Here is a 13,244-nt window from a genome sequence, read left to right as displayed (position 1 = left end):
TGCGAGCGCTCGAACGGGATTCCCGCACGGCGGCGCGCCGCGGGACGCCCGGCGTCAGGCGGTGAGGTCGGGCCCGCCCGAGGCGCCGAGCGCCGCGGGCGCCGCTGCCGAGGCATCCGCCGCCTTCTCCCACGGAGCGGGGAACGGGAAGTAGTGCTCGAGGAAGTCGATGACCGCGGACGTGCGCTGCTCGACCGAGATCTCGGGGAAGCTCCCGTCGTTCAGGCAGAACATGTCGTGGTCGCGGCGCTTCAGGAGGCGCTCCATCGCGGGGAGCGCCCGCTTCAGCGTGGTCTCGATGTACTTCACGCGGGCATCGGTCTGCACGACCGCGCGCCCGGTGAGCAGCGCGTAGTAGTGGTAGAGCGAGTTCGTGACCGAGATGTCGGTCGCCGAGCGGAAGCGGCTCGCGGCGGTGCGGCGGAAGTCCTCGGGGAACGCGGCCTCGAGGTCGGCCATCACGCTCTTGCGCAGCGGGGCCGCGCAGTGCTCGAGGTGCCGGGTGGTGACCTTGCCGAAGCGGTCGCGCAGCAGCGCCCGGTTCACGCGTGCGGCGTTCTCGAACCCCGAGCGGCCCGGGTGGGTCTCGCCGAGGCCGATGCGGGTCGCGGCCTCGACGAACTTCGTCACGCCGCCGGGTGAGAAGAACATGCCGGGGGAGAGCGGGCGGCCGAAGAACATGTCGTCGTTCGAGTAGAGGAAGTGCTCGGCGAGGCCGTCGATGTTGTGCAGCTGGCTCTCGACGGCGTGCGAGTTGTGGGTGGGCAGCACTGAGGGGTCGGCGAACATCTCCTCACTGCGCACGATGGTGACCTTCGGATGCCGCGCCAGCCACGCCGGGGCAGGGGAGTCGGTGCAGATGAAGATGCGACGGATCCACGGGGCGAACAGGTGCACGGAGCGCAGCGCGTACTTCAGCTCGTCGATCTGGCGGTAGCGGGCCTCGGAGTCGTCGCCCTCGCCGACGACGTAGCTGGCCATGCGCTTCGCGCGCTCGCGCTGGAACTCGTCGCTCGATCCGTCGACCCACGAGAACACGAGGTCGATCTCGAAGTCGACGTCGCTCGCGAGGGGCGCGAACATGTGCTCCAGCGTGCGCCACTCGCGACCGTGCAGGTGCACGACGTCGTCGACGGCCTCGCCGCGGGGCAGCGTGCGGCGCATGAGCGCGTTCTCGGCGGGGGCCTCGATCTCGTCTTCGCCGAAGCGCCAGAACTCGAGCTGCACGGCCGACTCGGCGCCGTAGCGCAGGCGCCCGACGGGCTCGACGCGGGGACGGTAGAGGCGCACGGCCTCGGGCTTGCGGTGCGCGGAGAGCGAGCCGTCGGCCACGAGCACGGGTGCCGCCGCAGCGGCCTTCGCGGGGGCGACCGTGGCCGCGTAGAACGGTTCGTCGGCGAACGCCGCGGCGAGCACCGCCGTGATCTCCTTGCGCCGGGCGCGGTCGACGGCGAGCACCGGACGGTCGTCGTCGCGGCGCACGAGCAGGTGGTCGACGCCGGCGTCGTCGAGGGCGGATGCCACGGCGAGGAGGTCTTCGACCATCGACTCGCGCGGCGTGACGTGGCCGTTGCGGAGGCTCCACATGCCCTTGCGCAGCACGAGGTCGTCGCGGCGGAACCTCGCGTTCAGGGCCGGCGCGCCGACGAGCACGAGCTCGGGCACGTCGCTGAGCCGCAGGCCCGGCTCGGACCGCGGCTCTCGTCGGCGGAAGGCTTCGCCCCGGCGGTGCCGGTCGGTCTGGCGTGCGGGCTGGCTGCGGTCGTCGTGGTCGCTCGTCGTCACGTCGGTGGGGTGCTCCTGGGTCTCGTCGGATGGGTGCGGAGGGTTCCGCGTCGGCCGGGCCGGTCGGTGCTCGAACGGTCGCGGTCGGCGGATGATCGTGCGGCGCGGATGCGCCATCGCGTCAGATTCGCGGGGCGGGCACCGACGGTGCGCGCCGTGTTCACATCGTACGTCCGCCGGACGGGTTCTCGGTGCCCGATCTCGACGAACCTGCGAGCGGCGCCGTGTTGCCGAATGTTGCACGCTGTGACGGCGCGCGTCGGCGAGGGGTTGAGGCGCCCCGCGGGCGTCAATAGCCTCGACGAACCACGCCCCGAGGAGAGCCCTGTGATCGCCACCGAGACCACCGCCGTCCGCGCCGCGCGAACGACGGGGGCGGCGAGCATGCCGGATGCCTCGACCGAGGCCGCGACGAGCACCGCGACGGATGCCTCGACCGGCCGCATCCCCTCCTCGTTCGCCGGCCCGCTGGCCGAGCTCGCCGACGCGGGCCTCGAGATCCCGGTGCTGGGCGGCGCGACGGTGCGGCACGTCAACCTCGACGTCGCGGCATCCGCCCCCGCGCTGTCCTCGGTCGCCGCGCACGTCGCGAGGTTGCTGCCGTACTACTCGAGCGTGCACCGCGGCTCCGGGTACCCGTCGCAGGCCACGACCGCGCTCGTCGAAGACGCCCGCGTCGCCGTCGCCCGTCACCTCGGCGCCCGCGACGGCGACCTCGTCGTCTTCACGCGCAACACGACCGAGGCGCTCAACCTGCTCGCCACGGCCGTGCCAGGGGAGACCGTGGTGCTCGACATCGAGCACCACGCGAACCTGCTGCCGTGGCGCGACCGTCGCGTCGTCGTCGCGCGGCCCTCGATCGCCGAGACGCTCGCCGCGCTCGAGGCCGAGCTTGCCGCGCGACCGGCCGCCCTGCTCTCGGTGACGGGCGCGTCCAACGTCACCGGCGAGGTGCTCCCGATCGCCGAGCTCGCCCGCATCGCCCACGCGCACGGCGCCCGCATCGCAGTCGACGCCGCGCAGCTGCTGCCGCACCGACGCGTCGACCTCGCGGCATCCGACCTCGACTACGTCGCGTTCTCGGGGCACAAGGCCTACGCTCCGTTCGGCTCCGGCGCGCTCGTCGGCCGCGCCGACTGGCTCGACGCGGCGACCCCGTTCCTGGCCGGCGGCGGCGCCGTCGAGCACGTCGGCCTCGACGACGTCTCCTGGAAGACGGGCGCCGACCGCCACGAGGCCGGCACGCCGAACGTCGTCGGCGTCGCCGCGCTCGCCAGGGCGCTCGCCGAGCTCGAACGCCTCGGCGACGCCGAGCGTGAGGCCCACGAGGCGCAGCTCACCGCCCGGCTGCACGACGGCCTCGATGCGCTCCCCGGCGTGCGGGTCATCCGCGGCTTCGACGACGCGCACGACCGCCTCGCGATCGCGACGATCGAGCTCGAGCACGGATCCGTCGGGCTCGTCGCCGCCGCCCTGGGCGCCGAGCACGGCATCTCGGTGCGCGCCGGCCGCTTCTGCGCGCACCCGTTCTTCGACCGCATCTCGACGCGCTCCAACGGGCTGCGCGCGAGCCTCGGCGCCGGGTCGAGCGTCGACGACGTCGACCGGTTCCTCGAGGCGCTCGCGAAGCTCGTCGCCGACGGCCCCGCGTTCGAGTACTCGCGCACGCCGGGCGGCTGGTGTCCGGTCACCGACGACCGGCCCTGGCCCGTCATCGACTGAGCGGATGACGCGGGGCGGGCGTGTTCATGCGGCGGGCGGATGCCGCGGGGCGGGCGTCCAGACTACGGCGACGTCGGCTCAATACGATGGAGTCATGCGCGCGACCACGACCGGCCCCCTCATCGGCACCCTCGCCGTCACCGCACTCCTGCTCACCGGCTGCGCCGTGAACGAGCAGGGGCAGGGCGTGAGCGACCTCTCCGGCACCATCGACGGCGCCGGCTCCTCGGCACAGGGCGCCGCCCAAGACGTGTGGATCGCCGGATTCCAGCAGGCGCACGGCAGCGTCACCGTCGACTACGACCCTGCCGGCTCGGGTGCCGGTCGCGACCAGTTCCTCGCGGGCGCCGTCTCGTACGCCGGCAGCGACGCGGCCCTCGCGATCGACCAGACGAGCGGCGACGTGGGCCGCTGCGCCCCGGGCGCGGGGGCGGTCGACCTGCCCGTGTACCTCTCGCCGATCGTGCTCGCGTTCAACATCGACGGGGTCGACGAACTGCACCTCGACGCGGCATCCGTCGCCCGCATCTTCAGCGGCGACCTCGACCGCTGGAACGACCCGGCGCTCGTCGCGCTGAACCCGGGGGCCGCGCTGCCCGATGCGCGCATCACCGCCGTGCACCGTTCCGACGACAGCGGCACCACGTGGAACTTCACCGACTACCTGCACGAGGCCGCCCCCGCCGAGTGGCCCGACGAGCCCGACGACGCCTTCCCGTTCCAGGGCGAGGCCGCGCAGGGCAGTTCGGGCATCGCCGGCGTCATCCGCGACGGCGTCAACGTCATCGGCTACCTCGATGCCTCGCGCGCCCAGGGCATGGGCGTCGCCTCGCTCGTGGTCGGCGACGACGTCGTGGCGCCCGACGCGGCATCCGCGGCCGCCATCGTCGACGTCTCGCCCGTCGAGGCCGGCCGCGCCGAGGGCGACCTCGTCATCGACATCGACCGCGCGACCGACGAGGCCGACGTGTACCCGCTCGTGCTCGTGAGCTACGTCATCGCCTGCCGGCAGTACGCCGACGAGAGCGAGGGCGAGATCGTGCAGGCCTACCTCGAGTGGGTCGCGAGCGCCGAGGGGCAGGATGTCGCGGCCGACGACGCCGGGTCGGCGCCGATCTCCGACGAGCTGCGCGCCAAGGTGCTGGCCGTGGTCGACACGATCGGCTGACGGTGATGGGATCGTAGGGTGCGGTCGCGGTTCGCGACGACCGAGCGACCGAGACCGGCGAATGGGGTGTGCATGCGAGCGTTGAGCGAGACCGAGGTGCGCGCGGCGATCCGCAACGCCTCCGAGACCGAGCTCGAGCAGCTCTCGCTCCCGGTCTCGTTCTTCGTGACCGAGTGGGCGCATCTCGACGCCTTCGCCTGGCGCGATCCGCGCATCCCCACGCGCGGGTACCTCGTGACCGAGCTCGACGGCGAACCCGTCGGCGTCGTACTGCGCACGCCCGCCGCGAGCGGGTCGCACCATCGCGCGGCCATCTGCAACCTCTGCCACACCCAGCAGCCCGCCGACCAGGTCGCGATCATCTCGGCGCGAAAGGCCGGCCCGGCCGGTGAGCGCGGCGACAGCGTCGGCACGTACATGTGCAGCGACCTCGCCTGTCAGGAGACGGTGCGCCTCGGCCGCCCGGCCGGACCGTCCGAGGTGCTGCCGAGCCTGCGCGAGCTCGAGCGCATCGAGGGCCTCGCCCGTCGCACGCGCGCCTTCGTCGCGAACGTCGTCGCGTCGGTCTGACCCCGGCCGCCGCACGGGCCCTGTCCGGCGGCCGGTCAGACCCGGTGTGTACACTCACCACCGTGAGTCAGCATGTTCCGTTCGCGATGCCCGTGGGGCGTCAGGGGGTCGTCGGCGCCATCGAAGCCCGCCGCAGAGGGCCGTCGCGCCCGTGACCTGCCGCGCCCTCGGCGCGCTTCCCGTGACCGGCCGTCGCCGCACGGGCTCCTCCCTCCGGAACAACACCACCTGAACGGGTTCGCGCGAGCGACCCGACACGATGAAGGACTCTCACATGCTTCCCCTCGACGACAAGCTCATCCGCGCCTCGTTCATCAACGCGACCCAGCGCGAACGCGCCTCGGTCACCCTCCCCGCCGGCTTCGCCGAACTCGACTGGGACCAGCTCGACTTCCTCGGCTGGCGCGACCCCAAACTCCCGAAGGTCGGATACCTCGTGGTCGAGCAGGACGGCGCGCTCGCCGGGGTCATCCTCCGCGAGGCCGACGGCCGCATCCGCACCCGGCCGCAGTGCTCCTGGTGCGAGGACGTGACCCTGCCGAACGACGTCGTGTTCTACACGGCGAAGCGGGCCGGCGCCTCGGGTCGCAACGGCAACACCGTCGGCACGCTCGCCTGCGCGAACTTCGAGTGCTCGAGGAACGTGCGCCGGCTGCCGACCTCCGCCTACCTCGGCTACGACGTCGAGGCCGCGCGGCTCCGGCGCATGGAGGCGCTGCGCGAGCACGTCGCCGGATTCGTGCAGACGGTGCGCGAGGGCTCGTAGCCCGCTCGCAGCGGTTCAACCGAGTCCGAGCGCCACTCGTCGGCTGCCGCGGCACGGCTGTGTCGTTGAGTTGCCCGACTTTGGACGGAAGTGGGCGACTCGGGAGGTGGTGGCGGCTGCCGCGGCAGGGCTGTGTCGTTGAGTTGCCCGATTTTGGACGGAAGTGGGCGACTCGGGGAGTGGTGGTGGCTGCCGCGGCAGGGCTGTGTCGTTGAGTTGCCCGATTTTGGACGGAAGTGGGCGACTCGGGGGGTGGTGGCGGCTGCCGCGGCACGGCTGTGTCGTTGAGTTGCCCGACTTTGGACGGAAGTGGGCGACTCAGAAGGCGGTAGTCGGGGTGCGCGTCAGCGCGCGGCATCCGGTTCGAGGGGTTCGAGCGTGGCGCGCTTGGGCTCGCGGCCGTCGCCGGATGAGCGGCCGGTGAGGCGCCGACCGATCCACGGCAGCACGAACTCGCGGTAGTACGCGGCCGTGTTTCGACTGCGCGGGCCCGCCGGTGCGGCCGCGACCTCGGCGACGCCCCACTCCTCGGGCACGGCGACGCCGAGCGCGGTGAGCACGTTGCTCGCGACGCGCGCGTGCCCCAGCGAGTTCAGGTGCAGCTTGTCGGCCGACCAGTAGCGGATGTCGCGGAGCCCGCGATCGTTGAAATTGTCGACGAACGTGACGCCGGGAACGTCGGCGAGGTCGACGAGCGCCGTGGTGAGCCGTGCCCCGCGGGCGTCGAACACCTTGCCGAGCGGCAGATGCTCGGTCGGATTCGCCCCGCTCAGCATGAGCACGTGGATGCCCGCTTCACGGATGCGGTTGATCGCCTGGCGGAAGCGGGCCGCGGTCATCTGCTCGTCCATGCGGGGGCGCAGCATGTCGTTGCCGCCCCCGTTGAAGCTCAGCAGCTCGGGCTTGAGCGCGATGGCCGCGTCGAGCTGCTCGTCGATGATGGGTCCGAGCTTGCGGCCGCGGATCGCGAGGTTGGCGTATCCGATCGGCTCCTGGGCGGCGAGCGCGAGGCCCATCGCGACGAAGTCGGCCCAGCCGCGCACGGTGCCGTCGGGCATCTCGTCGCCGACGCCCTCGGTGAAGCTGTCGCCGATGGCGGCATAGGAGTGGAACATGCGTCCAACGCTACTCGCCGGTCGGGGAGTGGAGCGTCTCGGGGCCGGTGGGGGTGGTCTCGAGACGGCGCCGGCGGTCTCGAGACGGCGCTGGCGGTCTCGAGACGGCGCTGGCGCGCCTCCTCGACCGGCGCTGGGGCGCCTCCTCGACCGGCGGGCGCCTCCCGGCCGGCGCGCTACTGCACGGCGAGGAGCGCCGCCCAGAGGTCGGCGCGCGCGTGGAATCCCGAGAGGTCGCGATCGAGCAGTCGCTCGGCGAGGGCGATGCGGCTGCGCACGGTGTGGCGGTGCACGCCGAGCTGCTGCGCGGTCGCGTCGAACTGGCCGCCGTGCTCGAGCCAGGTGCGCACGGTCTCGACGAGCGCGGTGCCGGATGCCTCGTCGTGCTCGACGAGCGGCGCGAGCGTGGCGATGGCGACGGCCCTGGCATCGGTGCGGGCGAGGAACGCCAGCACGCCCTGGCGGCTGATCTCGTCGAACGCGACGACCCGCGGGGTGCGGGCGTCGTCGTCGGAGCCGCGGGATCCGGCCTCGCGGGCGCGGTCGAGCGCGCGCAGCGCCTGCTCGTGCGCGACGGCGAGCGCGTCGAGCCCGACGGCGTCGGAGAGACCGACCGGCACCTCGAACTCCGTCGAGAGCTCCTCGGCGAGCGCGCTGTCGGGGGCTTCGAGCACGAGCACGACGCGGTCGTCGTCGCGGGCGAAGAAGAGGCGGCCGTCGCGCTCGTCGACGTGGAGCTCGAGCAGCTCGCTCATGCGGTCGAACGCGGGCCCGGGGGCATCCGTCACCGCGATGCGAACGGGAGCACCGGGAAGCGGCCCCCACATCTCGGTGGCGACGCCCTCGGCGAGGGCGGTGTCGCCCGACAGCAGGCTGCGGAGGAGCCCGGTGCGCAAGTGCCCACGCGCACGGTCGAGGTTGCGGTTCTGCTCGAGCGAGAGCCCCGCGAGCGCGATGACCGAGGTCACGACCTCGCGCCCGGCCTGGTCGAGCTGGGGCGAGTCGCCGATGGCGAGCACACCGCGGAGGGCCCCGCCCGCGCCGAGGGTCTGCAGGGTGATGCGCTGCGGCTCGCCGACGGACTCGCCCGCGAGCAGTGTGCGCCCGGCGCGCTGACCGCGTCGCAGCATCGTCCGGGCCTCGCCGACCACCTCGCCGAGCGCGGGCTGCGCGAGTCCGCCGGCGGGTGCCTCGCGGTCGAGCGCGCCGGTCGCGTCGACGAGCCCGACCCAGGTGCCGAGGCGTTCCGAGAGCTCGCCGAGCGTGGCCGAGAGGCCGTCGGGGCGCAGCGCCGCCCGCGAGATGGCGCGCTGCGCCGAGAACGCCCACGCCTGGCGGGCGTACGCGTCCTCCGAGAGCAGGTCGGCGACGAGCTTGGCGATCGCGATGAACGGCACCCGGTAGGGCACCTCGAAGAGCGGCAGCCCGAGCCGGGTGCAGGCCTCGACGAGCGCGACGGGCGTTCCGTCGCGGATGACCTCGGTGCCGAACCCGAGGGCGGCGACCCCTCGCTCGCGCAGTCGTTCGACGTAGGCGTGCGCGAAGCCCGCGGCATCCGCCCCCGTCTGGTCGCCGTCGAACTGGGTTCCGGTGGTGAGCAGCACGTGGCCGGCGTCCAGGAACGGCGTCGGATCGACGAGGTCGGAGCTGTGCGCCCAGGCGACCGGGGCGGCGAGCGCGTCGGTCGGGAGCCCGTCGGCCGGCGTGACGAGCCCGAGTCCGAGCTCGTCGCGGTCGAGGAGGGTCTGCACGGTCGGCTTCACGGGGCTCCTCGCTGCGCCGGCCGGGTGACCGACCGCGCGATGTACACGGCGGCGAACAATCAGCCCCGAGTGTACCTGCGGGAGGAGGGCGGATGCCTCAGGTCACCGCGCCGCGACGGGCGAACCGCGGCTCGCGCCACACCTCGGTCGCGAGCACGTCCTCGAGCACCGCGACCGCGTCCCACACGTCGGCGTGCGTGACGTAGAGCGGGGTGAAGCCGAACCGCATGAGGTCGGGCGCCCGGTAGTCGCCGATGACGCCCCGCTCGATGAGCGCCTGCACGACCGCGTAGCCGTCGGCGCGGTCCGTGCGGATCGACACCTGGCTGCCGCGCCGGGCCGACTGCCGGGGGGTGACCACCTCGACGCCCCACGCGGCGAGCCGCGCGTCGACGAGCGAGATGAACAGCTCGGTCAGGCGCAGGCTCTTCTCGCGGAGCTGCGCGAGGTCGACGTCCTCCCAGAGGTCGAGGCTCGCCTCGAGCGCGGCCACGGACAGCAGCTGGGGCGTGCCGACGCGGAACCGGGTGACGCCCGGCGCGGGCGCGTAGCCGACGTCGAACGAGAACGGGTCGGCGTGGCCGTGCCATCCGGTGATCGCGGGTCGCGCCGCGGACTGGTGGCGCTCGGCGACCCAGATGAACGACGGCGAGCCGGGCCCGCCGTTGAGGTACTTGTACGTGCAGCCGAACGCGAAGTCCGCGCCCGCGGCGTTCAGGTCGACGGGCACCGCGCCCACGCTGTGGCAGAGGTCCCACACCATGATCGCGCCCGCCTCGTGCACGCGCCGCGTGACGTCGGCCAGGTCGTACATGCGGCCCGTGCGGTAGTTCACGTGGGTGAGCACGACGACGGCGACGTCATCGCCGAGCACCTCGTCGAGGCCCGGGCCGTCGTCGTCGATGAGCCGGCGCTCGAGTGGCGCCGCGCCGCCCGCGAGCTCCTGCACCGCTTCGAGCACGTACAGGTCGGTCGGGAAGTTGCCCCGCTCCGAGACGATCACCCGACGCTCGGGGCGCAGCCGGGCCGCGGCGACCGCGACCTGGAACAGGCTCGCCGAGGTGGAGTCGCCGAGCACGACCTCGCCCGCGGCCGCCCCGATGAGCGGGGCGATGCGATCGCCGAGCGCCTGCGGCTTCGTGAACCAGCCGGCATCGTTCCAGCTGCGGATGAGGCCCGTGCCCCACTCCTCGGCGATGACCCGCTGCACGTGCCCGGCCGTCGCGCGCGGCAGGGCGCCCAGCGAGTTGCCGTCGAGGTAGACGACGCCCTCCGGCAGGTCGAACCGCTCGCGGAACCCGGCGAGCGGGTCGGCGGCGTCGAGCGCCTCGCAGGTCGCGCGGTCGATCGCGTGCGTGGCTGGTGCGGTGAGGCTCATGGCGGGGCGTCCTTCGTGGTCGAGCGGGTGGGGCGGATGTCGCGGGGCGGATGCCGCGGGGCGGATGCCTCGGCGCTCAGAGCGCCAGGAACCGCCGGGCGTTGCCGTGGCGGATGGCGTCCTTCTGGTCGGCGGTGAGGAAGTCGGCGCGATCGATCACGCTGCCGACCGGACGCTCGCCGAGCGGATACGGGTAGTCGCTGCCGAGCATCACCTGCTCGGCGCCGAGCGTGTCGACGAGCAACCGCAGCGCGGTCGGGTCGAACACGACCGAGTCGACGCTGAACCGGTCGAGGTAGGCCGACGGCGGCCGCTCGCTCACGCCGACGAGGTCGGGGCGGCGGTGCCAGGCGTTCTCGAACCGGCCGAGCCAGAACGCGAACGACCCGCCGCCGTGGGCGAACGCGATGCGGAGCGTCGACGGCACGCGGTCGAAGACGCCGCCGAGGATGAGCGAGATGATCGACAGGTGCGTCTCGGCGGGCATGCCCACCAGCCACTGCGCCATCCAACGGTCCAGGCGCGGCGACGACGGCATGTCCCACGGGTGCACGAGCACGGGCACGTCGCGGTCCGCGCAGTGCTGGAGGAACGTGACGACGCCCTCGTGGTCGAGGTCGCGATCGCCGACGTGGTTGCCGATCTCGACGCCGCGGTGCCCCGACGCGATCGCACGATCGAGCTCGGCGCACGCGGCATCCGGGTCCTGCAGCGGAACCTGCGCGAACGGCAGCAGGCGCTCGGGGGCGGGGGCGCAGATCTCGAGCATGAGGTCGTTGAAGATGCGCGCGACCTGCACCGCCTGATCGGCGGGCGCCGCGTAGGAGAAGAACACCGGCGTCGGCGAGACGACCTGGATGTCGACGCCGTCGGCGTCCATCTCGGCGAGGCGCGCCTCGGCGCTCCAGCAGGTCTCGTCGACCTGGCGGAACTCGGCGGCGTCGATCATGATCGTCGCCTCGCGCTCGGAGTCCACGCGCAGCCGCGGCCACGAGCCCGGCCCGACCTGCGTGGACAGGTCGGGCCAGCCCTTCGGCACGGCATGCGTGTGGATGTCGATCGTGCCCAATCCGGTTCAGCCCTTGCCGGGGTGCACGGCGCCGCAGTTCGGGCAGGTGCGGCCGGCTTCGCTCTCGTAGAACTCGCGGAACACGGGCGGGAGGTCCTCGACGATGTCGCGCACCTGGAGCTCGACCTCGTGCACCTTCTCGTTGCAGTTCGGGCAGAACCAGGCGAACTTCTCGAGGGTGCCCTCCTCGCGGATGCGCTCGATGACGATGCCGATCGAGCCCGCCTCGGGGCGCTGCGGCGAGTGGAACACGTTGCCGGGCAGCAGCCACATCTCGCCCTCGCGGATGTCGATGCGCTGCAGGCCCTCCTCGGTCTGGATGTTCACGTGCATGTTGCCGCGGTACTGGTAGAACCACTCCTCGTACGGGTCGAAGTGGAAGTCGGTGCGCTGGTTCGGGCCGCCCACGACCTGCACGATGAAGTCGCCCATCGGCTCCCACGCGGCCTTGTTGTTCACCGGGGGCTTCAGCAGGTGCTCGTGCTCCTCGATCCACTTCGGGAAATCGATGACGGGTGGGATGGTGCTCATTGGTCCTCCTCGGTTGTGGTGGTTCCCGCGGGCGCGGCGTCACGACGCCGGGCGATCGCCTGGATCTCGATGCGCAGATGCGGATGCGGCAGCGCGTGCACCGCGACCGTCGTGCGCGCCGGGCCCTGCTCGTCGAAGTACTCCGCCCAGACGGCGTTGTACCCGGCGAAGTCGTTCATGTCGACGAGGTAGCTCGTGGCCTGCACGAGGTCCTCGAGCGTGCAGCCCGCCTCGGCGAGCACCTCGCGGATGTTCTCGATCACGGCCCGCGTCTGCACGGCGATGTCGAGCCTCGTCGTGCCGAACCCGTCGACCTCGGCGCCGGCGATGCTGTTGTCGGGCCGTCGGCTCGACGTGCCCGAGACGAACACGAGGTCGCCGGAGACCCTGGCGTGCGGGAACCGGCCTCGCGGGGTCGCCTTGCCGGCGACGAGGATGCCGCGGGCGGCACCGGCCCCGTTCGGGTTCGCGGCGCTCATCGGCGGGCCTCCGCCCGCATGCGCACGTTGGCGGGATGCTCGCCCGGCTCGACCCGGAGGCTCACCGTTCCGAGGCCTGTGATGCTCGCCTCGAGGATGCCGCGGTGCGGCACGGGCTGGGCGACGGTCGCGGCGCCCGCGAGCAGCACCGTTCCGGCCCGCAGGGGGAACCCGTGGGCCCTTGCCAGCCGGAGCGTCGTCGCGATCGCGCGGACGGGGTCTCCGAGGATCGCCGCCGTCGAACCCGTCGCGGCCAGCCGGTCGTCGATCTCGAGCGTCACCGCGCGGTTGTCGAGCGCGAGGTCGGCCAGCGCGCTCGTCGGCTGCCACGCGCCGATCGCGAACGCGGCCGACGACGCGTTGTCGGCGACGACCTCGCCCAGGCTGAACCGGAAGTCGCGGTAGCGGGAGTCGATGATCTCGAGGGCGGGCGCGACCGCGGCGACGAGGCCCGCGGCCGCGGACGCGGGCCACGAGTCCGACGGGCCGCCGGGCGACGGGTCGGCGAGCATCGCGTCGTCGACGTCTGCGCCGAGCAGGAACGCCACCTCGGGCTCGACCCGCGGGTGGATCGCGGTGCCGCGCTCGAACACGCCGCCGTCGTCGAGGCGCATGCCGTCGGTGAGGGTGCCGATGATGACGTCGTCGACGCCCATCTGCTGCGCCTTCGCGCGGCTCGTGAAGCCGAGCTTCACGCCGACGATCTGCTCGCCGCGTGCGAGGCGCCTCGCGACGAGCGCGTGCTGGGTGGCGTAGGCGGTGCCGAGGTCGAGGGAGTCCTCGGCGGTGAGCTGCGCGATCGGCGAGGCCGTGCGCTGTGCGCGGTCGAGGGCGGCCGCGAACGCGGCGGCGGCGGTCACGCGACGGCCCCCGCGCCGGCCGACGCGGCCGCGCCGGC

Annotated in this window: 12 protein-coding genes; 4 read left to right on the top strand and 8 right to left on the bottom strand. The window is 73.1% G+C overall.

Annotation, left to right across the window (positions count from 1 at the left end):
* Positions 1-54: 54 nt before the first annotated feature.
* Complete coding sequence (locus GQQ92_RS15315; RefSeq protein ID WP_232057741.1) at positions 55-1,665, bottom strand: stealth family protein; 1,611 nt, start codon at positions 1,663-1,665, stop codon at positions 55-57.
* Between the two features lie 447 nt (positions 1,666-2,112).
* On the opposite strand from GQQ92_RS15315, the gene GQQ92_RS15310 reads away from it, so the two are divergent.
* The 4 genes from GQQ92_RS15310 (at position 2,113) to GQQ92_RS15295 (ending at position 6,011) form a co-directional block, all read left to right on the top strand.
* A complete protein-coding gene (locus tag GQQ92_RS15310) occupies positions 2,113-3,507 on the top strand; it encodes an aminotransferase class V-fold PLP-dependent enzyme (RefSeq protein ID WP_232057740.1) in 1,395 nt (464 codons plus the stop codon).
* 94 nt (positions 3,508-3,601) lie between these two features.
* On the top strand, positions 3,602-4,675 hold the full coding sequence (locus tag GQQ92_RS15305; RefSeq protein ID WP_157000175.1) for a phosphate ABC transporter substrate-binding protein PstS: 1,074 nt from the start codon (positions 3,602-3,604) through the stop codon (positions 4,673-4,675).
* A 72-nt stretch (positions 4,676-4,747) separates the two neighbouring features.
* The gene (locus GQQ92_RS15300) at positions 4,748-5,245 is read left to right on the top strand and encodes an FBP domain-containing protein (protein WP_157000174.1); all 498 of its coding nucleotides are present in this window, start codon (positions 4,748-4,750) and stop codon (positions 5,243-5,245) included.
* A gap of 274 nt (positions 5,246-5,519) precedes the next feature.
* Positions 5,520-6,011 carry an FBP domain-containing protein gene (locus tag GQQ92_RS15295; RefSeq protein WP_157000173.1) on the top strand — a complete coding sequence of 164 codons (492 nt, stop codon included), beginning with the start codon at positions 5,520-5,522 and terminating at the stop codon, positions 6,009-6,011.
* 344 nt (positions 6,012-6,355) lie between these two features.
* Here the strand turns inward: GQQ92_RS15295 and GQQ92_RS15290 are convergent, their stop codons facing one another.
* From GQQ92_RS15290 to GQQ92_RS15260, 7 genes are all read right to left on the bottom strand, one after another.
* Complete coding sequence (locus tag GQQ92_RS15290; protein WP_157000172.1) at positions 6,356-7,126, bottom strand: SGNH/GDSL hydrolase family protein; 771 nt, start codon at positions 7,124-7,126, stop codon at positions 6,356-6,358.
* A gap of 176 nt (positions 7,127-7,302) precedes the next feature.
* A complete protein-coding gene (locus GQQ92_RS15285) occupies positions 7,303-8,889 on the bottom strand; it encodes a PucR family transcriptional regulator (RefSeq protein ID WP_157000171.1) in 1,587 nt (528 codons plus the stop codon).
* 97 nt (positions 8,890-8,986) lie between these two features.
* Positions 8,987-10,267, bottom strand: coding sequence for a kynureninase (kynU, locus tag GQQ92_RS15280; protein WP_157000170.1), 1,281 nt, complete (start codon positions 10,265-10,267; stop codon positions 8,987-8,989).
* Between the two features lie 76 nt (positions 10,268-10,343).
* A complete protein-coding gene (locus GQQ92_RS15275; RefSeq protein ID WP_157000169.1) occupies positions 10,344-11,336 on the bottom strand; it encodes an amidohydrolase family protein in 993 nt (330 codons plus the stop codon).
* 6 nt (positions 11,337-11,342) lie between these two features.
* On the bottom strand, positions 11,343-11,867 hold the full coding sequence (locus tag GQQ92_RS15270; protein ID WP_157000168.1) for a 3-hydroxyanthranilate 3,4-dioxygenase: 525 nt from the start codon (positions 11,865-11,867) through the stop codon (positions 11,343-11,345).
* On the bottom strand, positions 11,864-12,346 hold the full coding sequence (locus GQQ92_RS15265) for a RidA family protein (protein ID WP_157000167.1): 483 nt from the start codon (positions 12,344-12,346) through the stop codon (positions 11,864-11,866). Before GQQ92_RS15265 ends, GQQ92_RS15270 begins: the two co-directional genes overlap by 4 nt.
* Positions 12,343-13,244: 2-keto-4-pentenoate hydratase (locus tag GQQ92_RS15260; RefSeq protein ID WP_232057739.1), on the bottom strand; the 902-nt coding region annotated here is incomplete at its 5' end. The genes GQQ92_RS15265 and GQQ92_RS15260, both read right to left, overlap by 4 nt.

Source organism: Agromyces terreus, assembly GCF_009749465.1.
Lineage (GTDB): Bacteria > Actinomycetota > Actinomycetes > Actinomycetales > Microbacteriaceae > Agromyces > Agromyces terreus.
The sequence above is the reverse complement of the archived record's forward strand: the minus strand, read 5'-3'. Positions and strand labels throughout refer to the sequence as shown.

Coding starts and splice junctions, on each gene's coding strand:
- GQQ92_RS15270 (WP_157000168.1), bottom strand. CDS start 11,867: ATGAGCACCATCCCACCCGTCATCGATTTCCCGAAGTGGATCGAGGAG.
- GQQ92_RS15300 (WP_157000174.1), top strand. CDS start 4,748: ATGCGAGCGTTGAGCGAGACCGAGGTGCGCGCGGCGATCCGCAACGCC.
- GQQ92_RS15295 (WP_157000173.1), top strand. CDS start 5,520: ATGCTTCCCCTCGACGACAAGCTCATCCGCGCCTCGTTCATCAACGCG.
- GQQ92_RS15290 (WP_157000172.1), bottom strand. CDS start 7,126: ATGTTCCACTCCTATGCCGCCATCGGCGACAGCTTCACCGAGGGCGTC.
- GQQ92_RS15305 (WP_157000175.1), top strand. CDS start 3,602: ATGCGCGCGACCACGACCGGCCCCCTCATCGGCACCCTCGCCGTCACC.
- GQQ92_RS15265 (WP_157000167.1), bottom strand. CDS start 12,346: ATGAGCGCCGCGAACCCGAACGGGGCCGGTGCCGCCCGCGGCATCCTC.
- kynU (WP_157000170.1), bottom strand. CDS start 10,267: ATGAGCCTCACCGCACCAGCCACGCACGCGATCGACCGCGCGACCTGC.